31 protein-coding genes are annotated in these 19743 nt (G+C 65.0%); all 31 read left to right on the top strand.

From position 1 onward, the window contains the following. Positions 1-10: 10 nt before the first annotated feature. A complete protein-coding gene (gene rpsG / locus WDC82_RS09435) occupies positions 11-481 on the top strand; it encodes a 30S ribosomal protein S7 (RefSeq protein ID WP_340117050.1) in 471 nt (156 codons plus the stop codon). A gap of 20 nt (positions 482-501) precedes the next feature. Next, positions 502-2577, top strand: coding sequence for an elongation factor G (gene fusA, locus WDC82_RS09430; RefSeq protein WP_340117049.1), 2076 nt, complete (start codon positions 502-504; stop codon positions 2575-2577). 39 nt (positions 2578-2616) lie between these two features. Continuing rightward, positions 2617-3807, top strand: coding sequence for an elongation factor Tu (tuf, locus tag WDC82_RS09425; RefSeq protein ID WP_340117048.1), 1191 nt, complete (start codon positions 2617-2619; stop codon positions 3805-3807). Positions 3808-3868: 61 nt separating this feature from the next. Then, positions 3869-4183, top strand: coding sequence for a 30S ribosomal protein S10 (rpsJ, locus tag WDC82_RS09420; RefSeq protein ID WP_193368120.1), 315 nt, complete (start codon positions 3869-3871; stop codon positions 4181-4183). A 5-nt stretch (positions 4184-4188) separates the two neighbouring features. Then, positions 4189-4950, top strand: coding sequence for a 50S ribosomal protein L3 (gene rplC / locus WDC82_RS09415; protein ID WP_340117047.1), 762 nt, complete (start codon positions 4189-4191; stop codon positions 4948-4950). A 2-nt stretch (positions 4951-4952) separates the two neighbouring features. Continuing rightward, a complete protein-coding gene (gene rplD / locus WDC82_RS09410) occupies positions 4953-5573 on the top strand; it encodes a 50S ribosomal protein L4 (protein ID WP_340117046.1) in 621 nt (206 codons plus the stop codon). Further along, positions 5570-5902 carry a 50S ribosomal protein L23 gene (locus tag WDC82_RS09405; RefSeq protein WP_340117045.1) on the top strand — a complete coding sequence of 111 codons (333 nt, stop codon included), beginning with the start codon at positions 5570-5572 and terminating at the stop codon, positions 5900-5902. Before rplD ends, WDC82_RS09405 begins: the two co-directional genes overlap by 4 nt. A 3-nt stretch (positions 5903-5905) precedes the next feature. Further along, positions 5906-6736: a 50S ribosomal protein L2 gene (rplB, locus tag WDC82_RS09400; protein WP_340117044.1), complete on the top strand. Its 831-nt coding sequence runs from the start codon at positions 5906-5908 to the stop codon at positions 6734-6736. Between the two features lie 13 nt (positions 6737-6749). Beyond that, positions 6750-7028: a 30S ribosomal protein S19 gene (gene rpsS / locus WDC82_RS09395; RefSeq protein WP_340117043.1), complete on the top strand. Its 279-nt coding sequence runs from the start codon at positions 6750-6752 to the stop codon at positions 7026-7028. A gap of 3 nt (positions 7029-7031) precedes the next feature. Next, positions 7032-7412 carry a 50S ribosomal protein L22 gene (gene rplV / locus WDC82_RS09390; RefSeq protein WP_340117042.1) on the top strand — a complete coding sequence of 127 codons (381 nt, stop codon included), beginning with the start codon at positions 7032-7034 and terminating at the stop codon, positions 7410-7412. Further along, complete coding sequence (rpsC, locus tag WDC82_RS09385) at positions 7412-8089, top strand: 30S ribosomal protein S3 (protein WP_340117041.1); 678 nt, start codon at positions 7412-7414, stop codon at positions 8087-8089. Before rplV ends, rpsC begins: the two co-directional genes overlap by 1 nt. Positions 8090-8127: 38 nt before the next feature. Continuing rightward, positions 8128-8550, top strand: a complete 423-nt coding sequence (gene rplP / locus WDC82_RS09380; RefSeq protein ID WP_340117040.1) for a 50S ribosomal protein L16 — start codon at positions 8128-8130, stop codon at positions 8548-8550. A 3-nt stretch (positions 8551-8553) separates the two neighbouring features. Next, entirely contained in the window at positions 8554-8751 is a 198-nt protein-coding gene (rpmC, locus tag WDC82_RS09375; protein ID WP_340117039.1) for a 50S ribosomal protein L29, read from the top strand. A gap of 13 nt (positions 8752-8764) precedes the next feature. Beyond that, a complete protein-coding gene (gene rpsQ, locus WDC82_RS09370) occupies positions 8765-9007 on the top strand; it encodes a 30S ribosomal protein S17 (protein ID WP_340117038.1) in 243 nt (80 codons plus the stop codon). Between the two features lie 21 nt (positions 9008-9028). Next, the gene (gene rplN / locus WDC82_RS09365) at positions 9029-9397 is read left to right on the top strand and encodes a 50S ribosomal protein L14 (RefSeq protein ID WP_340117037.1); all 369 of its coding nucleotides are present in this window, start codon (positions 9029-9031) and stop codon (positions 9395-9397) included. Next, the gene (gene rplX, locus WDC82_RS09360) at positions 9397-9720 is read left to right on the top strand and encodes a 50S ribosomal protein L24 (RefSeq protein WP_340117036.1); all 324 of its coding nucleotides are present in this window, start codon (positions 9397-9399) and stop codon (positions 9718-9720) included. The genes rplN and rplX overlap by 1 nt, the downstream gene beginning before the upstream one ends. 15 nt (positions 9721-9735) lie before the next feature. Next, complete coding sequence (gene rplE / locus WDC82_RS09355) at positions 9736-10278, top strand: 50S ribosomal protein L5 (RefSeq protein WP_340117035.1); 543 nt, start codon at positions 9736-9738, stop codon at positions 10276-10278. A 21-nt stretch (positions 10279-10299) separates the two neighbouring features. Beyond that, positions 10300-10605 (top strand): 30S ribosomal protein S14, encoded by a 306-nt coding sequence (gene rpsN / locus WDC82_RS09350; RefSeq protein WP_340117034.1) that lies wholly within the window; start codon positions 10300-10302, stop codon positions 10603-10605. 14 nt (positions 10606-10619) lie between these two features. Then, positions 10620-11018: a 30S ribosomal protein S8 gene (rpsH, locus tag WDC82_RS09345; protein WP_340117033.1), complete on the top strand. Its 399-nt coding sequence runs from the start codon at positions 10620-10622 to the stop codon at positions 11016-11018. 25 nt (positions 11019-11043) lie between these two features. Further along, entirely contained in the window at positions 11044-11577 is a 534-nt protein-coding gene (rplF, locus tag WDC82_RS09340; protein WP_340117032.1) for a 50S ribosomal protein L6, read from the top strand. Between the two features lie 5 nt (positions 11578-11582). Beyond that, positions 11583-11945 carry a 50S ribosomal protein L18 gene (gene rplR, locus WDC82_RS09335; protein ID WP_340117030.1) on the top strand — a complete coding sequence of 121 codons (363 nt, stop codon included), beginning with the start codon at positions 11583-11585 and terminating at the stop codon, positions 11943-11945. 14 nt (positions 11946-11959) lie between these two features. Beyond that, complete coding sequence (gene rpsE, locus WDC82_RS09330; RefSeq protein ID WP_340117029.1) at positions 11960-12535, top strand: 30S ribosomal protein S5; 576 nt, start codon at positions 11960-11962, stop codon at positions 12533-12535. A 6-nt stretch (positions 12536-12541) separates the two neighbouring features. Then, positions 12542-12736, top strand: a complete 195-nt coding sequence (gene rpmD / locus WDC82_RS09325; RefSeq protein ID WP_340117028.1) for a 50S ribosomal protein L30 — start codon at positions 12542-12544, stop codon at positions 12734-12736. Positions 12737-12890: 154 nt separating this feature from the next. Beyond that, positions 12891-13391, top strand: a complete 501-nt coding sequence (gene rplO / locus WDC82_RS09320) for a 50S ribosomal protein L15 (RefSeq protein ID WP_340117027.1) — start codon at positions 12891-12893, stop codon at positions 13389-13391. Positions 13392-13434: 43 nt separating this feature from the next. Then, complete coding sequence (gene secY / locus WDC82_RS09315; RefSeq protein ID WP_340117026.1) at positions 13435-14781, top strand: preprotein translocase subunit SecY; 1347 nt, start codon at positions 13435-13437, stop codon at positions 14779-14781. Beyond that, positions 14778-15428 (top strand): adenylate kinase, encoded by a 651-nt coding sequence (locus WDC82_RS09310; RefSeq protein ID WP_340117025.1) that lies wholly within the window; start codon positions 14778-14780, stop codon positions 15426-15428. The genes secY and WDC82_RS09310 overlap by 4 nt, the downstream gene beginning before the upstream one ends. 134 nt (positions 15429-15562) lie before the next feature. Then, positions 15563-15940 (top strand): 30S ribosomal protein S13, encoded by a 378-nt coding sequence (rpsM, locus tag WDC82_RS09305; protein WP_340117024.1) that lies wholly within the window; start codon positions 15563-15565, stop codon positions 15938-15940. Positions 15941-15973: 33 nt separating this feature from the next. Next, positions 15974-16363: a 30S ribosomal protein S11 gene (rpsK, locus tag WDC82_RS09300; protein ID WP_340117022.1), complete on the top strand. Its 390-nt coding sequence runs from the start codon at positions 15974-15976 to the stop codon at positions 16361-16363. A 187-nt stretch (positions 16364-16550) separates the two neighbouring features. Continuing rightward, positions 16551-17567 (top strand): DNA-directed RNA polymerase subunit alpha, encoded by a 1017-nt coding sequence (locus tag WDC82_RS09295; RefSeq protein ID WP_340117021.1) that lies wholly within the window; start codon positions 16551-16553, stop codon positions 17565-17567. Positions 17568-17704: 137 nt separating this feature from the next. Continuing rightward, positions 17705-18127 carry a 50S ribosomal protein L17 gene (rplQ, locus tag WDC82_RS09290; RefSeq protein WP_340117020.1) on the top strand — a complete coding sequence of 141 codons (423 nt, stop codon included), beginning with the start codon at positions 17705-17707 and terminating at the stop codon, positions 18125-18127. A gap of 145 nt (positions 18128-18272) precedes the next feature. After that, the gene (locus tag WDC82_RS09285; RefSeq protein WP_340117019.1) at positions 18273-19742 is read left to right on the top strand and encodes a DegQ family serine endoprotease; all 1470 of its coding nucleotides are present in this window, start codon (positions 18273-18275) and stop codon (positions 19740-19742) included. Position 19743: the final 1 nt, after the last annotated feature.

Genomic DNA, 19743 nt, shown 5'->3' with positions numbered 1-19743 from the left:
GAGAAGAGGCATGTCGCGCCGTCATAGCGCCGAAAAGCGGGAAGTTCTTCCCGACCCCAAGTTCGGCGATACCGTTCTCAGCAAGTTCATGAACTGCCTGATGTTCGACGGCAAGAAGTCCGTCGCCGAGGGCATCGTCTACGGTGCGCTCGACCGCATTCGCGAGCGCGGCGGCCAGGATCCGGTGCGGGTTTTCCACGAGGCCCTGGACAACGTTAAGCCGGAAATCGAAGTGCGCTCCCGCCGCGTCGGCGGCGCCACCTACCAGGTCCCCGTCGAAGTGCGTATGGAGCGCGGACAGGCGCTCGCCATCCGCTGGCTGATCAACGCCTCGCGGGCCCGCTCGGAACTGACTATGACCGAGCGCCTGGCCGGCGAGATGATGGACGCCTCCAACAACCGGGGGTCGGCGGTGAAGAAGCGGGAAGACACCCACCGGATGGCGGAGGCCAACAAGGCCTTCTCGCACTACCGCTGGTAATCCACGAAGAGTAGATCGTCATGGCACGTACGACCCCACTCAAAGACTACCGAAACATCGGCATCATGGCGCACATCGATGCCGGTAAGACGACGACGACCGAGCGCGTCCTCTATTACACCGGTGTTTCGCACAAGATCGGTGAGGTCCACGATGGCAATGCCACCATGGACTGGATGGAGCAGGAGCAGGAGCGGGGAATCACCATCACCTCCGCGGCGACGACCTGTTTCTGGAAGGACCACCGGATCAACATCATCGACACCCCGGGCCACGTCGACTTCACCATCGAGGTGGAGCGTTCGCTGCGCGTGCTGGACGGTGCCGTGGCGGTGTTCGACTCGGTGGCCGGCGTCGAGCCGCAGTCCGAGACCGTGTGGCGCCAGGCCGACAAGTACAAGGTTCCGCGGATCTGCTTCGTCAACAAGATGGATCGCACCGGCGCCGACTTCTATCGCTGCGTCGACATGATCGTCGATCGCCTGGGCGCGCAGCCGCTGGTGCTGCAGCTGCCGGTGGGCAGCGAGTCGGACTACGCCGGCGTCATCGACCTCCTGTCGATGAAGGCGGTCATCTGGGAAGACGAGTCGCTGGGTGCGAAGTTCAATTTGCAGGACATTCCGGCCGACATGGCCGACAAGGCCGCCGAATACCGCGAGAAGCTCATTGAGCTGGCCGTCGAGCAGGACGATGCCGCCATGGAGGCCTACCTCGAGGGCAACGAACCCGACGAGGCAACCCTCAAGAAATGCATCCGCAAGGGCACCTGCGGCCTGAAGTTCGTGCCGGTGCTGAACGGGTCCGCGTTCAAGAACAAGGGTGTGCAGCCGCTGCTCGACGCCGTGGTCGACTTCCTGCCGGCGCCGACCGAAGTGCCCGACGTCAAGGGCATTAAGCCGGAGTCCGAGGAGATCGTCAGCCGTCCGTCGAGCGACGACGCGCCGGCCGCCGGCCTGGCCTTCAAGATCATGACCGATCCCTTCGTGGGCTCGCTGACCTTCGTGCGGGTGTACTCCGGCGTGATCCAGACCGGCACCCAGATCATGAACCCGGTGAAGGGCCAGCGCGAGCGCGTCGGCCGCATGCTGCAGATGCATGCCAATCACCGCGAGGACGTCAAAGAGGCTCGCGCCGGCGACATCGTTGCCATTGCCGGCCTGAAGGACACCACCACCGGCGATACGCTGTGCGACCCGCAGCACCCGGTCATCCTGGAGCGCATGGAGTTTCCGGAGCCGGTCATCGAGGTGGCCGTCGAGCCGAAGACGAAGAGCGACCAGGAGAAGATGGGCATCGCCCTCAACCGCCTGGCGCAGGAGGATCCTTCCTTCCGCGTGGCGACCGATCCCGAGAGCGGCCAGACGGTCATCAAGGGGATGGGCGAACTGCACCTCGACATCATTGTCGACCGCATGCGCCGCGAGTTCAAAGTCGACGCCAACGTCGGCGCCCCGCAGGTGGCCTACCGCGAGACCATCACCCGCCGCGCCGAGATCGATTACACCCACAAGAAGCAGACCGGCGGTTCGGGCCAGTTCGCCCGCATCAAGCTGGTGTTCGAACCGCAGGAGGCGGGTGCCGGCTTCCTGTTCGAGAACGCCATCACCGGCGGTTCGGTGCCGCGCGAGTTCATCCCGGGCGTCGAGAAGGGCCTGAAGTCCGCGCTGGATACCGGCGTGCTCGCCGGCTTCCCGGTGATCGACTTCAAGGCGACCCTGATCGACGGCGCCAGCCACGATGTCGACTCCAGCGTGCTGGCGTTCGAAATCGCCGCGCGCGCGGCCTTCCGCGAAGGCATCCCGAAGGCGGGTGCCGTGCTGCTGGAGCCGATGATGAAGGTTGAGGTGGTGACGCCGGAAGAGTACATGGGCGATATCATCGGCGACCTGAACAGCCGCCGCGGCAGCGTGCAGGGCATGGACAGCCGCGGTAACGCCCAGGTCATCAATGCCATGGTGCCGCTGGCCAACATGTTTGGCTACGTGAACAACCTGCGCTCCATGAGCCAGGGTCGTGCCCAGTACACCATGTTCTTCGATCACTACGCGAAGGTGCCGCAGGCGGTTGCCGACGAAGTGGTTTCGAAGCTGGCCTAAGACGAAAAGAACGAGCCGAGTTACGGAGAAGTACGAGCGATGGCGAAGGAAAAGTTTGCGCGGACGAAGCCGCACTGCAACGTTGGCACGATTGGTCACGTTGACCATGGCAAGACGACGCTGACGGCGGCGATCACGAAGGTGCTTGCCGAGACGGGCGGTGCGACGTTTTCGGCCTACGACCAGATCGACAAGGCTCCTGAGGAGCGGGCGCGCGGGATCACGATCTCGACGGCGCACGTTGAGTACGAGACGGCGAACCGGCACTACGCGCACGTTGACTGCCCGGGTCACGCGGACTACGTGAAGAACATGATCACGGGCGCGGCGCAGATGGACGGCGCGATCCTGGTGGTTTCGGCGGCCGACGGTCCGATGCCGCAGACGCGCGAGCACATTCTGCTGGCGCGCCAGGTTGGCGTTCCGGCGCTGGTTGTCTACATGAACAAGGTTGACCAGGTTGACGACGAGGAGCTGCTGGAGCTGGTGGAGATGGAGATCCGCGAGCTTCTGTCTTCGTACGACTTCCCGGGCGACGACATTCCGATCGTGAAGGGCTCTGCGCTGGCGGCGCTGGAAGACAAGACGCCGGACATCGGGCATGACTCGATCCTGCGCCTGATGGAGGCTGTCGACAGCTACATCCCGCAGCCGGACCGTCCGAAGGACAAGCCGTTCCTGATGCCGATCGAGGACGTTTTCTCGATCTCGGGCCGCGGCACGGTGGTTACGGGGCGCGTTGAGAGCGGCATCGTGAAGGTGGGCGACGAAGTCGAGATCGTCGGCATCCGTGCGACGCAGAAGACGACCTGCACGGGCGTTGAGATGTTCCGCAAGCTGCTGGATTCGGGCGAGGCGGGCGACAACATCGGCGCGCTGCTGCGCGGTGTGGGACGTGAGGACGTGGAGCGCGGCCAGGTTCTGGCCAAGCCGGGCTCGATCACGCCGCACACGAACTTCACGGCGGAGGCCTACATCCTGACGAAGGAAGAGGGCGGCCGTCACACGCCGTTCTTCACCAACTACCGCCCGCAGTTTTACTTCCGCACGACGGACGTGACGGGCGTGGTGACGCTGCCGGAAGGCACGGAGATGGTGATGCCGGGCGACAACGTGACGATGTCGGTCGAGCTGATCGCGCCGATCGCGATGGACGAGGGCCTGCGCTTCGCCATTCGCGAAGGCGGCCGTACCGTCGGTGCCGGCGTCGTCGCCAGCATTCAGAAGTAAGCTTTGAAGAAAGCACCGGCCCAATTCCGGGCCGGTGCTGAATTTTTGGATGGCGCTGAACATGGACAGCCAAGACATTCGCATTCGCCTCAAGGCCTTCGATCACCGAGTGCTCGACCAGTCGACCTCGGAGATCGTGGGTACGGCGAAGCGTACCGGGGCCCAGGTGCGGGGACCGATCCCGCTGCCGACCCGGATCGAGAAGTTCACCGTGCTGCGGTCGCCGCACATCGACAAGAAGAGCCGTGAGCAGTTCGAAATTCGGACCCACAAGCGGCTCCTCGACATCGTCGATCCGACCCCGCAGACGGTCGACGCGCTGATGAAGCTCGACCTTGCCGCCGGCGTTGACGTCGAGATCAAGCTGAAGGGCTAGGGACGATGCGTACTGGTCTGATTGCGCAGAAGATGGGCATGACCCGGGTGTTCACGCCGGAAGGCGAGAACGTGCCGGTCACCGTTCTGCAGATGAAGGATTGCCAGGTGGTGGCGGTTCGCACCTCGGAGAAGGACGGCTACGACGCCGTTCAGCTGGGGGCGTTCAAGGCCAAGCCGAGCCGGGTGACCAAGCCGCTGCGCGGCCACTTCGCCAAGGCGAAGGTGGAGCCGAAGCGCCGCGTTGTCGAATTCCGCGTCTCCGGAGACGCGCTGCTCGAGGTCGGGCAGGAACTGTCTGCCGCGCATTTCGTGCCGGGCCAGATGGTCGACATCACGGGCACCTCGATCGGTAAGGGCTTCGCCGGTGCCATGAAGCGGCACAATTTCGGCGGCCTGCGCGCCAGCCACGGCGTATCGGTCTCGCACCGTTCGCACGGCTCGACTGGTAACAACCAGGACCCGGGCCGCGTGTTCAAGGGCAAGAAGATGGCCGGCCACATGGGCGACCGTCGCGTCACCACCCAGAACCTGCAGATCGTTTCGATCGACGAGGATCGCGGGCTCATTCTGGTGAAGGGCGCGGTGCCGGGCGCCGAGGGTGGCTGGGTCATGGTGCGCGACGCCGTGAAGCGCAGCACGCCGGAAGGCATCCCCTTCCCGGCGGGCCTGAAGAGCAAGCCTGAGGCGGCGCAGCCGGCCGAGGCGGTTGAGGCGGCTCCTGCCGCCGATGCCCCGGATGCGGCTGAGGACAAGAAGGATCAGTAGCCATGAAGTGTCCGGTTACGACACTCGATAATAAGAAGGCCGGCGAGATCGATCTCGACGACTCCGTCTTCGGGCTTCCGGCGCGCAAGGACATCCTGGCGCGTGTGGTGAACTGGCAGCTGGCCAAGCGCCGCGCCGGTACCCACAAGGTGAAGACCCGCGGCGAGGTTTCGGGTTCGACCCGCAAGCTCTTCCGCCAGAAGGGCACCGGTAACGCCCGCATGGGCTCGGCCCGCACCACGCAGCGTCGTGGCGGCGGCACCGTGTTCGGCCCGGTGGTGCGCGACCACGGTCACGAGCTGAACAAGAAGATCCGCAAGCTCGGCCTCAAGACGGCGCTCTCCGCCAAGGCGGCAGAGGGCAAGCTGATCGTCGTCGACGACGTCGCGATGAAGGAGCCCAAGACGGCCGAACTGGCGAAGAAGTTCGCCGCCCTCGGCTGGTCGTCGGTGCTGATCATCGACGGCGCGCAGGTCGACGGCGGTTTCGTCCGCGCGACGAAGAACCTGCCGCTGGTCGACGTACTGCCGCAGCAGGGTGCCAATGTGTACGACATTCTGCGCCGCGATACCCTGGTGCTGACCAAGGGCGCGGTGGAAGCGTTGGAGGCGCGACTGAAATGAGCCGGGCACGCGCAATCAATACTCAGCCGACCAAGGTTTCTTCGGAGCGGATGTACGAAGTGATCCGCCGCCCGGTGGTGACCGAGAAGTCGACGCTGGCTTCGGAGCACAACCAGGTGACCTTCGAAGTGCCGCTGGACGCGACCAAGCCGGAGATCAAGGTCGCCGTCGAGACGATCTTCAAAGTGAAGGTCAAGGCCATCAACACCCTGCGCCACAAGGGCAAGGTGAAGCGGTTCCGCGGCCAGATCGGCAAGCGCTCCGACCGGAAGAAGGCATTTGTGACCCTGCAGGAAGGTCACAGCATCGACGTGACCACGGGGATCTAGGCGATGGCGCTTAAGAATTACAATCCGACGACTCCCGGCCGCCGCGGCCTGGTTTCGATCGACCGCGGGGATCTGTGGAAGGGCGATCCGGTCAAGAAGCTGACCGAGGGCCTGACCAAGAACGGCGGCCGCAACAATCTTGGCCGTCTGACCGCGCGCCGCCGTGGCGGTGGCCACAAGCGGCTGTACCGCATGGTCGACTTCAAGCGCCGCAAGTTCGACGTGCCTGCCAAGGTCGCGCGCCTGGAGTACGATCCGAACCGCAGCGCCTTCATCGCGCTGATCGAGTACGAGGACGGCGAGCAGAGCTACATCCTGGCGCCGCAGCGCCTGGCCGTCGGCGACATGGTCGTTTCGGGCCAGCGCGCTGACATCAAGCCGGGCAACGCGATGCCGCTGTCGTCCATTCCGGTCGGCACCATCGTCCACAATGTGGAGATGAAGCCGGGCAAGGGCGGCCAGATCGCCCGCGCCGCCGGCACCTATGTGCAGCTGGTCGGTCGCGACTCCGGTTACGCGCTGCTGCGCCTCGGCTCCGGCGAGGTGCGCATGGTGCGCGCCGAGTGCATGGCTTCGATCGGTGCGGTGTCCAACCCGGACCAGGCTAACACAAAGCTGGGCAAGGCCGGCCGCAAGCGTTGGCTGGGCAAGCGCCCGGCCGTGCGCGGCGTGGCGATGAACCCGGTCGACCATCCGCACGGCGGTGGTGAGGGCCGTACCTCGGGCGGCCGCCATCCGGTTACCCCGTGGGGCAAGCCGACCAAGGGTGCCAAGACCCGACGCAACAAGAAGACGAACGCGCTGATCGTGCGTCGTCGCCACAAGAAACGTTAAGGGAGCGACGGCAATGTCACGCTCTGTTTGGAAGGGTCCGTTCGTCGATAGCTATCTGCTGAAGAAGGCAGAGGTGTCGCGCGGTTCGGGTCGCAACGAGATCATCAAGACCTGGTCTCGCCGCTCGACCATCATGCCGCAGTTCGTCGGTCTGACGTTCGGTGTTTACAACGGCAAGAAGTTTCTGCCGGTCCTGGTGACTGAGAATATGGTGGGCCACAAGTTCGGCGAGTTCGCGCCGACGCGCACCTTCTTCGGTCACGCGGCGGACAAGAAGGCCAAGAGGGGCTAGTCCATGGGTAAGCCGAAGCATTCCGGAAACCTGTCCGAGGTGGAAGCGCGCTCCGTCGTGCGCAACCTGCGCACCAGCCCGCAGAAGCTGAACCTGGTGGCGCAGTCGATTCGCGGCAAGAGCGCGGAGGCGGCCCTGGCCGAGCTGACGTTCTCCAAACGCCGCATCGCTAACGACGTCAGGAAGGCTCTGCAGTCGGCGATCGCCAATGCGGAGAACAATCACCAGCTCGACGTCGATCGCCTCTACGTCTCCGAGGCGAGCGTCGGCAAGAGCTTCGTGATGAAGCGCTTCCGCGCCCGTGCGCGCGGTCGGGCGGGTAAGATTGTGAAGCCATGGAGCCGCCTGACGGTGGTGGTGCGCGAGCGCGAGGAAACGGCGTAATGGGTCAAAAAGTCAATCCGATCGGCCTGCGGCTGGGGATCAACCGTACGTGGGATTCCCGCTGGTTTGCTGACGACAACTATGCGGAGCTGCTGCACGAGGATCTTGCCATCCGCAAGTACCTCCGCAAGCGCCTGCAGCAGGCCGGCGTGTCGCGCATCGTGATCGAGCGGCCGGCCAAGAAGGCACGCATCACGATCCACACCGCGCGTCCCGGCGTCGTCATCGGCAAGAAGGGCGCGGACATCGAGAAGCTGCGCTCGGCGCTGCAGTCGATGACCGGCAGCGAAGTGCACCTGAACATCGTCGAGATCCGCAAGCCGGAGATCGACGCGGCACTGGTGGCCGAGAACATCGCCAGCCAGCTGGAGCGCCGTGTCGCTTTCCGCCGCGCCATGAAGCGTGCCGTGCAGTCGGCCATGCGCCTCGGCGCCAACGGAATCCGCATCAACTGCGGCGGCCGCCTGGGTGGCGCTGAGATCGCGCGCACCGAGTGGTATCGCGAGGGCCGCGTGCCGCTGCACACCCTGCGTGCCGACGTCGACTATGGCGAGGCCACGGCGAAGACCACCTACGGCACCTGCGGTGTCAAGGTCTGGGTCTTCAAGGGCGAGATCATGGCGCACGATCCGATGGCCCAGGACAAGCGGGCACAGGAAGCCCAGACGGCGCGCTGAAGCCGGACGGGTGACGAGAAGTTTGAGGAACAACGGTTATGTTGCAGCCGAAGCGAACTAAGTACCGGAAAGCCCACAAGGGGCGCATCCACGGCAAGGCCAAGGGCGGCACGCAGCTGAACTTTGGCGCCTACGGCCTGAAGGCCCTGACCCCGGGCCGTCTGTCGGCGCGCCAGATCGAGGCCGCCCGCCGTGCCATCACGCGCCACATGAAGCGCGTCGGCAAGCTGTGGATCCGCGTTTTCCCGGACGTGCCGGTGTCCTCCAAGCCGGCGGAAGTCCGCCAGGGCAAGGGTAAGGGCTCGCCGGAATGGTGGGCGGCGCGGGTGAAGCCGGGCCGCGTGCTGTTCGAACTGGAGGGCGTGCCCCACGACCTGGCCCGCGAGGCTTTTACCCTGGCCGCCGCGAAGCTGCCGGTGCAAACCAAGTTCATCACCCGCATTGGCGGTGAGGAGCATTAAGTCATGAAGGCTGAAGATCTGCGGACCAAGTCCGCTGACGAGTTGAAGGAATCGCTGGTGGGTCTGCGGAAGGAGCAGTTGAATCTGCGCTTCCGGCAGGCGAGCGGTCAGCTCGAAGACACTGCGCAAGTGCGGCAGGTCCGCCGCGACATTGCGCGAATTAAAACGATCCTGCGCGATAAGCAGCAGGCGGCGTCTTAGGAGTTTAACGGCTATGCCGCGTCGGATCTTGCAAGGTGTGGTGGTGAGCGATAAGGGCGACAAGACGATTACCGTCTTGGTCGAGCGTCGCGTCATGCACCCGGTCTACAAGAAATTCATCAAGCTGTCGAAGAAGTACCGTGCGCACGACGAGGCGAATGCCTGTCATGTCGGCGATACGGTCCGCATCCGCGAGTGCCGCCCCCTTTCCAAGACGAAGACTTGGGAAGTGGTCGGCGACGAGCAGGCGGCTTAGGGCTAGGAAAGGGCAAGTCCGATGATCCAGATGCAGACGCAGCTCGACGTCGCAGACAACTCGGGTGCCCGCCGCGTGCAGTGCATCAAGGTGCTCGGCGGTTCGAAGCGCAAGACGGCCAGTGTTGGTGACGTCATCGTCGTTTCGGTGAAGGAAGCCATTCCTCGCGGCCGCGTGAAGAAGGGCGACGTGCACCAGGCGGTGATCGTCCGCACGGCGAAGGAAATCCGCCGCAATGACGGCAGCACCATCCGTTTCGACAGCAACGCGGCGGTGCTGATCAACAAGCAGGGCGAGCCGATCGGGACCCGCATCTTCGGCCCGGTCACCCGTGAGCTTCGTGCGAAGAATTTCATGAAGATCATCTCGCTCGCGCCAGAGGTGCTGTGATGGCTACGAAGTTCAAGATCAAGAAAGGCGACAAGGTCGTCGTCACTACCGGTCGCGACAAGGGCAAGCAGGGCGAAGTCCTGCGTGTGCTGCGCGAGGATGAGCGCGTCCTGGTCCAGGGCGTCAACATGGTGAAGCGCCATACCGCGCCGTCGCAGATGTCGCCGGGCGGTATCGTGGAGAAGGAAGCGCCGCTGCACATTTCCAACGTGGCGCACATCGATCCCAAGTCGAACAAGGCGACTCGGGTCGGCTATAAAATTGACAAGGACGGTCGCAAGACCCGGATCGCCAAGCGCTCCGGCGAAGCAATCGACCTCTAAGCGAAGGTCAGAAAGATGAAACCGCGCTTGAAAGAGCACTACGATACCCAGCTGAAAGCTTCCATGATGGAGCAGTTCGGCTACAAGAATTCGATGGAAGTCCCGCGCCTCGAGAAGATCGTGGTGAACATGGGCGTCGGCGAAGCCGTGTCGGATACCAAGAAGATCAAGTCCGCCGTCAGCGAAATGGCGCTGATCACCGGCCAGCAGCCGGTGGTCACCAAGGCCAAGAAGTCGGTGGCGACCTTCAAGCTTCGCGAAGGCATGCCGGTTGGCTGCAAGGTCACCCTGCGCCGCGAGCGGATGTATGAGTTCCTCGATCGCCTGGTCAACATCGCCCTGCCGCGCGTGCGCGACTTCCGCGGTGTTTCCGGCAAGAGCTTCGACGGCCGCGGCAACTATGCCATGGGCCTGAAGGAGCAGATCGTGTTCCCGGAGATCGATTACGACACCGTCGACGAGATCCGCGGCATGGACATCATCATCTGCACCACCGCGAAGTCCGACGAAGAAGCCCGTGCCCTGCTCAAGGGCTTTGACATGCCGTTTCGGGCCTAAGAGGGGCGGAAGGAAAGAGTTATGGCAAAGACGAGTGCCGTCGAGAAGAACAAGGCCCGCAAGAAGTTGGTGGACCGCTATGCAGCCAAGCGGGCTGCGCTCAAGGCCGTCGCGGGCGACCGCACGCTGCCGCCGGAAGAGCGCTTCCAGGCCTATCTGAAGCTTGCAGAGCTACCGCGCAATTCGGCGAAGGTCCGTTTGCGCAACCGCTGCCAGGTGACCGGGCGCCCGCGTGGCGTCTACCGCAAGTTCAAGCTGTGCCGCATCACGATGCGCGAGCTGGCTTCGGTCGGTCAGATTCCTGGCATGGTTAAGTCGAGCTGGTAGGAGGAAGTCGGGCGATGGCTATGAGCGATCCCCTCGGTGATATGCTGACGCGTATCCGCAATGGACAGCGGACCGGGAAGTCGAAGGTCCGCGCGCCGGCTTCGAAGCTGCGTGCGAATGTCCTGGATGTGCTGAAGCGTGAGGGTTACATCCGGGATTACCGGACGGAAGAGGTCAGCCGCGGCTTGGCGGAAGTCGAGATCGAGCTGAAGTACAACGAGGGCGCGCCCGTGATCCAGGAGATCTCGCGGGTGTCGCGTCCGGGCCGTCGGGTCTACTCGAAGATCAAGGAGCTGCCGCGGGTCTACAACGGCCTCGGCATCACCATCCTGTCGACGCCGCGCGGGGTCATGTCCGACCAGGAAGCGCGTGCGGCCAACGTGGGTGGCGAAGTGCTCTGCCGCGTCTTCTAAGGACCCAGGGACGAGGAACTGACAGATGTCGCGTGTAGGAAAAAACCCCGTCGAAGTGCCGTCCGGCGTTGAGATCGCCATCAAGGGCGGTCTGGTGTCGGCCAAGGGCAAGTTGGGCAGTCTTGAGTTCAAGGCGACTAATGACGTGGAGATCACCCAGGAAGACGGCAAGGTCTGGGTGAAGCCGGTGAACGATAGCAAGAAGGCGCGTGCCATGTGGGGCACGGCGCGGGCGCGCATCCAGAACATGGTGATCGGCGTCTCCGAGGGCTTCAAGAAGGACCTGGAGATCAACGGCGTCGGTTATCGTGCCGCGGTGCAGGGGCAGGCGCTGAACCTGCAGCTGGGCTTCAGCCACGATGTCGCCTATCCGATCCCCGAAGGCATCTCGGTCAAGTGCGAGAAGCCGACGTCGATCTCGATCTCCGGCGCGGACAAGCAGAAGGTTGGCCAGGTGGCGGCGGAGATCCGCTCCTATCGTCCGCCAGAGCCCTACAAGGGCAAAGGCGTCAAGTACGCGGACGAAGTCATCCTGCGCAAAGAAGGCAAGAAGAAGTAAGAGCCATGCAGACTTCAAAGCAGCTACATACCCGGCGTCAGCAGCGTGTGCGGAGCATGCTCCGCCGCCAGGCGACCGGCCGGCCGCGCCTGTCGGTGTTCCGCTCAGGCAAGCACATCTACGCGCAGATCATCGACGACGCCGGGGGCCGTACCCTGGCCGCGGCGTCCAGCGTCGATGCCACGCTGAGGAGCAAGCTGAAGAGCGGTGCGGACAAAGCCGCGGCTGCCGAGGTCGGCAAGCTCGTGGCCGAGCGCGCCGTAGCGGCCGGTATCAAGGAGGTCGTTTTCGACCGCGGTGGTTACATCTTTCACGGGCGGGTTAAGGCTTTGGCCGATGCCGCGCGTGAAGGTGGCCTGACGTTTTAAGGGAATATTGATCCATGGCACGAGCTCCCCGCGAAGGGCGGTCCCGCGAAGATCGCCGCCCGCGTGACAACGACGAGCCGGAACTGATTGAGAAGCTGGTCGGCATCAACCGCGTCGCCAAGGTCGTCAAGGGCGGCCGACGCTTCGGTTTTGCCGCTCTGGTGGTGGTCGGTGACGGCCGCGGCCGGGTCGGCCACGGCCACGGCAAGGCCCGCGAGGTGCCGGAGGCGATCCGCAAGGCGACCGACCAGGCCAAGAAGCAGATGATCCGCGTGCCGCTGCGCGAGGGCCGCACCCTGCATCACGACATCAAGGGGCACTTCGGCGCCGGTCGTGTGCTGATGCGCGCCGCCGAGGCCGGTACCGGCATCATCGCCGGCGGCCCGATGCGCGCGGTCTTCGAGGCGCTCGGCGTACAGGACGTGGTGGCCAAGTCGGTCGGCACCTCCAATCCCCACAACATGATCCGGGCGACCTTCGAGGCCCTGGGGCGCAGCGTCAGCCCCCGCATGGTGGCTCAGCGCCGCGGCAAGAAGGTCGCGGACGTTCTCGGCAAGCGCGACACGGCGGCTGCCGAGGCGCGGGAGTAAGCATCCATGTCTGCAGCGAAGAAGACCCTGAAGGTCACCCAGATCGGCAGCCCGATCGGCCGCCGCAAGGACCAGCGGGCCACGCTCGTCGGTCTCGGCCTCAACAAGCTCCACCGTTCGCGGGAGCTGGAGGACACCCCCTCGGTGCGCGGCATGATCGACAAGGTGAAGCACCTCGTGCGTGTCGAGGGCGAGGCCTAAGGGCGACAGGCGTTCGAAGCCGCGGCGTTCGAAGCCCAGGCGTTAGAAGGAAGGACCGGCCGGGAAGAGGCCGGTCGGAATCATACCGGGCAGGGGCGCCCACGCGATGATCTCGTGGCGCCCTTCTGGCGCCGGTGGTGAAGGGTAAAGTGCTATGAAACTGCATGAGCTGAGCGACAATCCGGGCGCCAACAAGGCGCGCAAGCGGATCGGCCGCGGTATCGGTTCCGGCAAGGGCAAGACCTCGGGCCAGGGCCACAAGGGTCAGAAGGCGCGCTCCGGCGTGGCCGTGAAGGGCTTCGAGGGCGGCCAGATGCCGCTGCATCGCCGCCTGCCGAAGCGCGGCTTCAACAACATCTTCGCGCTGAAGTTCAAGGTGGTGAATGTTGGCCGCCTGCAGGGCGCGATCGACGAGGGGCGCCTCGACGCCGGCAAGCCGGTCGATGCAGCGGCGCTGAAGGCCGCCGGCATCGTGAAGTCGGCACCGGACGGCATCCGCCTCCTTGCAAAGGGCGAGTTGAAGTCCAAGATCAACATTACCGTCGCGGGAGCGTCCAAGGCGGCGGTCGAGGCGGTGGAGAAGGCGGGCGGTTCCGTTACCGTGGTGGCCCCGAAGGCCTCTGCTGCCGGCGAAAGCGCGTCCGCTTCCGAGTAATCGGGCGCCTCCCGCCAACCACCAGCCGCGAGACACCAAGACAATGGCATCAGCCGCCGAGCAACTTGCCGCCAACATCAACTTCAGCGCCTTTGCCAAGGCACCGGAGCTGAAGAAGCGTCTGTGGTTCACGCTCGGTGCCCTGATCATCTACCGCCTGGGGACCTACATCCCGATCCCCGGCGTCGACCCGCAGATCCTGGAAGAGATTTTCTCCCAGCAGGCGGGCGGCATGCTCGGCGTGTTCGACATGTTCGCCGGCGGCGCGCTGAGCCGCATGACGATCTTCGCCCTCAACATCATGCCGTACATCTCCGCGGCGATCATCATGCAGCTTCTGACGGCGGTGTCGCCGACGTTGGAAGCGCTGAAGAAAGAGGGCGAGGCGGGCCGCAAGAAGATCAACCAGTACACCCGCTACGGCACCGTGCTGCTGGCCGCCTTCCAGTCCTACGGTATTGCCGTCGGGCTGGAGAGCACCACGGGCAGCGCTGGCTCGGCAGTCATCGATCCCGGCATGTTCTTCCGCATCACCACGGTCATCACCCTGACCGGCGGCACCATCTTCCTGATGTGGCTGGGCGAGCAGATCACCCAGCGCGGCGTCGGCAACGGCATCTCGCTGATCATCTTCGCCGGCATCGTGGCCAACCTGCCGCTGGCCCTGGTGCAGGTGCTGGAGCTTGGCCGCACCGGCGTGCTGGGTCCGCTGCTCATCATCGCCCTCCTGATCGGCGTCGTCGCGGTCATCGCCTTCATCGTCTACATTGAGCGCGCCCAGCGCCGCATCGTGGTGCAGTACCCGAAGCGCCAGGTCGGCAACAAGATGTTCGGTGGCGAGGCGTCCCACCTGCCCCTGAAGCTCAATCCCTCGGGCGTGATCCCGGTGATTTTCGCCTCCTCGCTGCTGCTGTTGCCGGCGACCGTGGGCGGATTCTCGGGCGGCGGCGGGCCGGAGTGGCTGAACTGGGTGAATATCTACCTGGCCCACGGCACCCCTCTGTTCATGGTGCTCTACGCGGCCCTGATCATCTTCTTCGCCTTCTTCTACAGCGGCATTGTGTTCAATCCGGACGACACGGCCGATAACCTGAAGAAGCACGGCGGTTTCGTCCCCGGCATCCGCCCCGGCAAGAACACGGCCGATTATCTGCGGCATATCATCGTCCGTCTCGGCGCCGTCGGCGCGCTTTACCTGGCGCTGGTGGCCTTGTTGCCGGAAGTTCTGCGCGCGCAATATTCTGCGCTGCCTTTCTACTTCGGCGGCACCTCCCTGCTTATCGTGGTCACCGTGACCATGGATACCGTCGGGCAGATCCACGCACATCTCCTGGCGCACCAGTACGAGGGACTCATTAAGAAGTCCAAGCTCAAGGGACGGCGGGGATGAATGTCATTCTGTTGGGACCACCGGGGGCCGGCAAGGGCACCCAGGCCAAGCGCTTGGAAAAGCGCCATAATCTGATCCAGCTCTCGACCGGAGACATGCTGCGGGCGGCGGTAGCCTCGGGCAGCGAACTCGGCAAGAAGGCCAAGTCCCTGATGGATGCCGGCCACCTGGTGCCGGATGACCTGATGATCTCCCTGATCGCCGACCGCATCGACCAGCCGGACTGCGCCGATGGCTTCATCCTCGACGGCTTTCCGCGCACCACGGCCCAGGCCGAGGCGCTGGACGAGATGCTGGCCGAGAAGGGGATGAAGCTCCACTCGGTCATCGAGATGAAGGTGGAAGACGAGATCCTGGTGGACCGCATCACCGGGCGCTACACCTGCGCCAACTGCGGCGCCGGCTACCACGACAGCTTCCAGCGGCCCAAGGTGGCCGGGGTCTGCGACGCCTGCGGCGGCACCGAGTTCAAGCGGCGCGCCGATGACACCGCCGAGACCGTGCGCACCCGCCTGGCGACCTACCACGCCCAGACGGCGCCGATTCTGCCCTACTACCAGGGCAAGGGGATCCTGAAGGCGGTCGACGGCATGGCCGGGATCGACCAGGTGACCGATCAAATCGAACGGGTTTTGGGGGCTGCATGACGGTTGACTCACAGCTTTGCAACCCTATAATCCAGCGGTTCCGGCGCCCTCGGCGACCGGACGCTTTTGCTTGTCCAGACATGGTTTTCGGGCCGAATCGGGCCCGAGTCCGCGGCGTTTAAGGAGTTCGCGAAGTGGCACGTATTGCTGGCGTCAACATTCCGACGCAGAAACGGGTCGAGATTGCCCTGACCTACATCCACGGCATCGGCCGGACGAAGGCGTCCACCATCTGTCAGCACGTCGGTATCCCGCGCGAGCGCCGGGTCAACGAGCTGACCGACGATGAGGTGGCGCGCGTCCGCGAGGCCATCGATCGCGATTACGTCGTCGAGGGCGACCTGCGCCGCGAAGTCGCGATGAACATCAAGCGCCTGATGGACCTGGGCTGCTACCGCGGCCTGCGTCACCGCAAGGGCCTGCCGGTCCGCGGCCAGGGCACCAAGACCAACGCGCGGACCCGCAAGGGCCCGGCGCGGCCGATCGCCGGCAAGAAAAAAGCCACCAAGTAACAACGTCAGCACCAGGACACGGGCAGCAAGGCAATGGCCAAACCTCAAGCGCGTCTGCGCCGCCGCGAGAAGAAGAACATCTCTTCCGGCATTGCGCATGTGAACGCCACTTTCAACAACACCATGATCACCATCACCGACGTGCAGGGGAACACCATCTCCTGGTCGTCCGCCGGCGGTCAGGGCTTCAAGGGCTCGCGCAAGTCGACCCCCTACGCGGCGCAGATCGCCGCCGAGGATGCCGGCAAGAAGGCGCAGGAACACGGCGTGCGGACCCTCGAGGTCAACGTCAAGGGCCCCGGGTCGGGCCGCGAGTCGGCGCTGCGCGCCCTGCAGGCGGTTGGCTTCACGATCACCGCGATTCGCGACGTGACGCCGATCCCGCACAACGGCTGCCGTCCGCCGAAGCGCCGCCGCGTCTAACGGACTCCCCCAGGGAAATCCTGGGGCGTTCCGGGGGGATCCGATCCCCCCAAACCCCGGCCGATATGCCGGGCAAGAAGCAGGCAACGGCGGGAGGCTGCCGGCCAAGTTGCCTCAAAGGCCGGCGGCAAAGCCGTTACCGCTGGAGCCGACATCGAACCAGCCTAGAAGTCGTGAGGGCACAAGCGTGCTGCAAAAGAACTGGACCGAACTGATTAAGCCGACGAAGCTGGATATCCAACCTGGACCGGACGCGCACCGGGTCGCCAAGGTTGTCGCCGAGCCGCTGGAGCGTGGTTTCGGCCTGACCCTGGGCAATGCGATTCGCCGCGTGCTGCTGTCGTCGCTGCAGGGTGCTGCGGTGACTTCCATCCAGGTCGATGGCGTCCTGCACGAATTCTCTTCGATCCCCGGCGTGCGTGAGGACGTCACCGACGTCGTCCTGAACGTCAAGGCGATCGCCCTGCGCATGGGCGGCGAAGGCCCCAAGCGCATGCGTCTGCGGGCCGAAGGCCCGGGCGAGGTGACCGCCGGCCAGATCGAGACCGGGCATGACATCGAGATCATGAACCCGAACCTCGTGCTCTGCACGCTGGACGACGGTGCACGGATCGACATGGAGCTGACGGTCAACACCGGCAAGGGCTATGTCGCGGCGACCCAGAACCGTCCGGAAGACGCGCCGATCGGCCTGGTGCCGGTGGACTCGATCTTCTCGCCGGTGCGCAAGGTCTCCTACAAGGTGGAGAACACCCGCGTCGGCCAGGTCACCGACTACGACAAGCTGACCATGGAACTGGAGACCAACGGCGCGGTGACGCCCGAGGACGCCGTGGCCCTGGCTGCGCGCATCCTGCAGGACCAGCTCCAGCTCTTCATCAACTTCGAAGAGCCGCAGCAGCGTCACGAGGAAGAGGCCACCTCCGAGCCGCCGTTCAACCGCAATCTGCTGCGCAAGGTCGACGAGCTCGAGCTGTCGGTCCGTTCGGCGAACTGCCTGAAGAACGACAACATCGTCTACATTGGCGATCTGGTGCAGAAGACCGAAGGCGAGATGCTGCGGACCCCGAACTTCGGCCGCAAGTCCTTGAACGAGATCAAGGAAGTGCTCTCCACCATGGGCCTGCACCTGGGCATGGAAATTCCGAACTGGCCGCCCGAGAACATCGAGGAACTGGCCAAGCGCCTGGAGGAACCCTACTAAGGGTTCCTTCCGGCTCATTTAGATACGGAGCAGCCGGCTCCCCCCGTCCGTACAGGGCCCCGCCTCGCAGAGGCAGCCCTGGCTGGCGGCAATACAATCGGTCTCGTGCGCGAGGCCAGGGATGAAGGGACTAAAAGATGCGTCACGGTTTCCAAGGCCGCCGTCTGAATCGGTCGGTCAGCCACCGCAAGGCAATGTTCGCCAACATGGCGGCCTCGCTGATCAAGCACGAGCAGATCAAGACCACCTTGCCGAAGGCCAAGGACATGCGGCGCGTCATCGACCGTCTCATCACCCTGGGCAAGCGCGGCGACCTGCACGCCCGCCGTCAGGCGCTGTCGGTGTTGCGCGACACCGAGATCACCGCGAAGCTGTTCGGCGATCTGGCCGAGCGTTACAAGGAGCGCAACGGTGGTTACTGCCGCGTGCTGAAGGCCGGTTTCCGCTACGGCGACATGGCCCCGATGGCCGTCATCGAGCTGGTTGACCGCGACCCGGACGCCAAGGGCCAGGATTCGGGGCCGACCCAGGAAGCCGGTGATGAAGAGGACGAGGACTGAGGTCCCCGGCTTTTCCGCCACCGTTTCTGGCGACAGACATTCCGGAAAGGCAGCCCGAAAGGCTGCCTTTTCCTGTTTGACGGCCCCGCTGGCGACCCCAAATATGGGTAACGGCGCCGGAGCGCCGCAGGAGAGAGGCTATTTCATGACGCAGGCGCGCAACGCGTTGAGGAGACTGTGCCGGGCGGCGGCTGCCGGCCTGGCCGCGTTCGCTTGTGCCGCCGTCCTGGCGGCGGCCCCGGCAGGCGCCCAGGACGCCCCCGGAGAAACGGCCCGCGCGGTGCCGTCAAGCCGCGGCGAGGTGATGCTGTCCTTCGCGCCGGTGGTGAAGAAAGCAGCGCCGGCGGTGGTGAACATCTTCGCCAAGCGCAAGGTGGAGCAGCGCAGGCCCGTTTCCTCGCTGCTCGACGATCCCTTCTTCCGCCGCTTCTTCGGCGACAACCTCGCCGACCGTCAGCGCCGCGAGCGCGAGCAGTCGTCGCTCGGCTCCGGCGTCATCGTCGCGGCGGAAGGCTTCATCGTCACCAACGAGCACGTCATCAAGGGCGCCACCGAGATCAAGGTGGTGCTGACGGACCGCCGCGAGTTCGACGCCGAGCTTGTGCTGACCGACGAGCGCACCGACCTCGCCGTGCTGCAGGTCGATCCCGGCGGCGCGCAGCTGCCGTCGATCGATCTTCGCGATTCCGACGACGTGGAGGTCGGCGACCTGGTGCTGGCGTTGGGCAATCCCTTCGGCGTCGGGCAGACGGTGACCAGCGGCATCGTCTCGGCACTGGCGCGCACCCAGGTGGGCATCACCGACTTCAGCTTCTTCATCCAGACCGACGCGGCGATCAACCCGGGCAATTCGGGCGGCGCGCTGGTCACCATGGACGGCCGCCTCATCGGCATCAACACGGCGATCTACTCGCGCTCCGGCGGCTCGGTCGGCATCGGCTTTGCCATTCCGGCCAACATGGTGCGCACGGTGGTGGAGAGCGCCCGCAGCGGCAGCGCCCTGGTGCGTGCCTGGTCGGGCATCGCCGGCCAGGATCTGACCGCCGAGTTGGCCGAGGGCCTGCGTCTCGATCGCCCCGGCGGCGTGGTCATCAGCGACGTCTACCCCGGCGGCCCGGCCGACCGCGCCGGCATCGATCCGGGCGACGTCATTGTGGCGGTGAACGACCAGCCGGTGATCGACCTGCAGTCGCTGCGCTACCGCGTTGCCACCGGCAGCCTGGGCGAAGCCCTGGACGTCGAGGTGGTGCGCAAGGGGCAGACCATCCAGACCAGGTTGCCGCTGGAAGCGCCGCCGGAGACTCCGTCGCGCAGCGAGGTGCGGCTGCTCGGCCACCACCCCATGGGCGGCGCCTACGTCGCCAGCCTGTCGCCGGCGCTGGCCGAGGAACTGGACATGCCGGACAACTGGGCCGGCGTGGTCGTCACCCGGGTCCAGCGCGGCACTCCGGCCGACCGGGTCGGCTTCCGCCCGCGCGACATCATCCTCTCGCTGAACGGCGAGAGTTACCAGAGCTCGGTCGATCTTGCCGAGGCGCTCGACCGCAGCCATGACAAGTGGCAGATCACCTTCAAGCGTGACGGCAAGGTGCGTCGGGTCGAGTTCAACTCCTGAG

This window comes from Pelagibius sp. 7325, assembly GCF_037652055.1.
In the GTDB taxonomy this organism is placed as follows: Bacteria; Pseudomonadota; Alphaproteobacteria; order Kiloniellales; family Kiloniellaceae; genus Pelagibius.
Note: the sequence above shows the minus strand (reverse complement) of the source record. Positions and strands in the feature narration are given on the sequence as shown.

What these genes read in the sequence shown, in the direction of transcription:
- secY (WP_340117026.1), top strand. Translation starts at nt 13,435, where the DNA reads ATGGCATCAGCCGCCGAGCAACTTGCCGCCAACATCAACTTCAGCGCC.
- rplR (WP_340117030.1), top strand. Translation starts at nt 11,583, where the DNA reads ATGCAGACTTCAAAGCAGCTACATACCCGGCGTCAGCAGCGTGTGCGG.
- rplE (WP_340117035.1), top strand. Translation starts at nt 9,736, where the DNA reads ATGAAACCGCGCTTGAAAGAGCACTACGATACCCAGCTGAAAGCTTCC.
- rpsE (WP_340117029.1), top strand. Translation starts at nt 11,960, where the DNA reads ATGGCACGAGCTCCCCGCGAAGGGCGGTCCCGCGAAGATCGCCGCCCG.
- rpsS (WP_340117043.1), top strand. Translation starts at nt 6,750, where the DNA reads ATGTCACGCTCTGTTTGGAAGGGTCCGTTCGTCGATAGCTATCTGCTG.
- rplD (WP_340117046.1), top strand. Translation starts at nt 4,953, where the DNA reads ATGAAGTGTCCGGTTACGACACTCGATAATAAGAAGGCCGGCGAGATC.
- tuf (WP_340117048.1), top strand. Translation starts at nt 2,617, where the DNA reads ATGGCGAAGGAAAAGTTTGCGCGGACGAAGCCGCACTGCAACGTTGGC.
- rpmD (WP_340117028.1), top strand. Translation starts at nt 12,542, where the DNA reads ATGTCTGCAGCGAAGAAGACCCTGAAGGTCACCCAGATCGGCAGCCCG.
- WDC82_RS09405 (WP_340117045.1), top strand. Translation starts at nt 5,570, where the DNA reads ATGAGCCGGGCACGCGCAATCAATACTCAGCCGACCAAGGTTTCTTCG.
- rpsN (WP_340117034.1), top strand. Translation starts at nt 10,300, where the DNA reads ATGGCAAAGACGAGTGCCGTCGAGAAGAACAAGGCCCGCAAGAAGTTG.
- rpmC (WP_340117039.1), top strand. Translation starts at nt 8,554, where the DNA reads ATGAAGGCTGAAGATCTGCGGACCAAGTCCGCTGACGAGTTGAAGGAA.
- rpsK (WP_340117022.1), top strand. Translation starts at nt 15,974, where the DNA reads ATGGCCAAACCTCAAGCGCGTCTGCGCCGCCGCGAGAAGAAGAACATC.
- rplF (WP_340117032.1), top strand. Translation starts at nt 11,044, where the DNA reads ATGTCGCGTGTAGGAAAAAACCCCGTCGAAGTGCCGTCCGGCGTTGAG.
- WDC82_RS09310 (WP_340117025.1), top strand. Translation starts at nt 14,778, where the DNA reads ATGAATGTCATTCTGTTGGGACCACCGGGGGCCGGCAAGGGCACCCAG.
- rpsC (WP_340117041.1), top strand. Translation starts at nt 7,412, where the DNA reads ATGGGTCAAAAAGTCAATCCGATCGGCCTGCGGCTGGGGATCAACCGT.
- rpsQ (WP_340117038.1), top strand. Translation starts at nt 8,765, where the DNA reads ATGCCGCGTCGGATCTTGCAAGGTGTGGTGGTGAGCGATAAGGGCGAC.
- fusA (WP_340117049.1), top strand. Translation starts at nt 502, where the DNA reads ATGGCACGTACGACCCCACTCAAAGACTACCGAAACATCGGCATCATG.
- rpsJ (WP_193368120.1), top strand. Translation starts at nt 3,869, where the DNA reads ATGGACAGCCAAGACATTCGCATTCGCCTCAAGGCCTTCGATCACCGA.
- rplC (WP_340117047.1), top strand. Translation starts at nt 4,189, where the DNA reads ATGCGTACTGGTCTGATTGCGCAGAAGATGGGCATGACCCGGGTGTTC.
- rplN (WP_340117037.1), top strand. Translation starts at nt 9,029, where the DNA reads ATGATCCAGATGCAGACGCAGCTCGACGTCGCAGACAACTCGGGTGCC.
- rplQ (WP_340117020.1), top strand. Translation starts at nt 17,705, where the DNA reads ATGCGTCACGGTTTCCAAGGCCGCCGTCTGAATCGGTCGGTCAGCCAC.
- rplP (WP_340117040.1), top strand. Translation starts at nt 8,128, where the DNA reads ATGTTGCAGCCGAAGCGAACTAAGTACCGGAAAGCCCACAAGGGGCGC.
- rpsH (WP_340117033.1), top strand. Translation starts at nt 10,620, where the DNA reads ATGGCTATGAGCGATCCCCTCGGTGATATGCTGACGCGTATCCGCAAT.
- rplV (WP_340117042.1), top strand. Translation starts at nt 7,032, where the DNA reads ATGGGTAAGCCGAAGCATTCCGGAAACCTGTCCGAGGTGGAAGCGCGC.
- rpsG (WP_340117050.1), top strand. Translation starts at nt 11, where the DNA reads ATGTCGCGCCGTCATAGCGCCGAAAAGCGGGAAGTTCTTCCCGACCCC.
- rplO (WP_340117027.1), top strand. Translation starts at nt 12,891, where the DNA reads ATGAAACTGCATGAGCTGAGCGACAATCCGGGCGCCAACAAGGCGCGC.
- rplX (WP_340117036.1), top strand. Translation starts at nt 9,397, where the DNA reads ATGGCTACGAAGTTCAAGATCAAGAAAGGCGACAAGGTCGTCGTCACT.
- rplB (WP_340117044.1), top strand. Translation starts at nt 5,906, where the DNA reads ATGGCGCTTAAGAATTACAATCCGACGACTCCCGGCCGCCGCGGCCTG.
- WDC82_RS09285 (WP_340117019.1), top strand. Translation starts at nt 18,273, where the DNA reads ATGACGCAGGCGCGCAACGCGTTGAGGAGACTGTGCCGGGCGGCGGCT.